The following is a 1,198-nucleotide window of genomic DNA, read 5'->3' on the forward strand; positions in this document are numbered from 1 at the left end:
CGAGCGAAATCGGAACAGCCTTCTAGTGATAGTCAGACGGTTAACAAAACGGAATGGAAAGTCCGGCCATAGTAGGTGATAGCCCTGTATGTGAAAACCGACTGGTGGTACTGAGCTAGAGAAAAGTAGGGCGGGGCACGAGAAACCCTGTCTGAATATGGGGGGACCATCCTCCAAGGCTAAATACTCATCATCGACCGATAGTGAACCAGTACCGTGAGGGAAAGGCGAAAAGAACCCCGGGAGGGGAGTGAAATAGATCCTGAAACCGCATGCTTACAAAAAGTAGGAGCCCGCAAGGGTGACTGCGTACCTTTTGTATAATGGGTCAGCGACTTACATTCAGTGGCAAGGTTAACCGAATAGGGGAGCCGTAGAGAAATCGAGTCCGAATAGGGCGTCCAGTCGCTGGGTGTAGACCCGAAACCAAGTGATCTATCCATGGCCAGGATGAAGGTGCCGTAACAGGTACTGGAGGTCCGAACCGACTAGTGTTGCAAAACTAGCGGATGAGCTGTGGATAGGGGTGAAAGGCTAAACAAACTTGGAAATAGCTGGTTCTCTCCGAAAACTATTTAGGTAGTGCCTCAAGTATTACCTGCGGGGGTAGAGCACTGTTTAGGCTAGGGGGTCATGGCGACTTACCAAACCTATGCAAACTCCGAATACCGCAGAGTACAGCTTGGGAGACAGAGCACCGGGTGCTAACGTCCGGACTCAAGAGGGAAACAACCCAGACCGCCAGCTAAGGTCCCTAAAATTGGCTAAGTGGGAAACGAAGTGGGAAGGCTAAAACAGTCAGGATGTTGGCTTAGAAGCAGCCATCATTTAAAGAAAGCGTAATAGCTCACTGATCGAGTCGTCCTGCGCGGAAGATGTAACGGGGCTAAGCCAGTTACCGAAGCTGCGGATTTGCAATTTATTGCAAGTGGTAGGAGAGCGTTCTGTAAGCCTGTGAAGGTGCCTGGTAACGGGTGCTGGAGGTATCAGAAGTGCGAATGCTGACATGAGTAGCGTTAAAGGGGGTGAAAAGCCCCCTCGCCGTAAGCGCAAGGTTTCCTACGCAACGTTCATCGGCGTAGGGTGAGTCGGCCCCTAAGGCGAGGCAGAGATGCGTAGCTGATGGGAAACAGGTCAATATTCCTGTACCGATGTGTAGTGCGATGTGGGGACGGAGAAGGTTAGCTCAGCCAACTGT

Annotated in this window: 1 rRNA gene (only partly in view); it reads left to right on the top strand. The window is 51.4% G+C overall.

The features are described 5' to 3' along the window. Positions 1 to 1,198 (top strand): 23S ribosomal RNA (locus tag ACF8NF_RS08105); its annotated part reaches 242 nt to the left of the window's first position; the annotation flags it as partial.

Source organism: Delftia sp. WSY_22, assembly GCF_043104185.1.
In the GTDB taxonomy this organism is placed as follows: domain Bacteria; phylum Pseudomonadota; class Gammaproteobacteria; order Burkholderiales; family Burkholderiaceae_C; genus Comamonas; species Comamonas tsuruhatensis.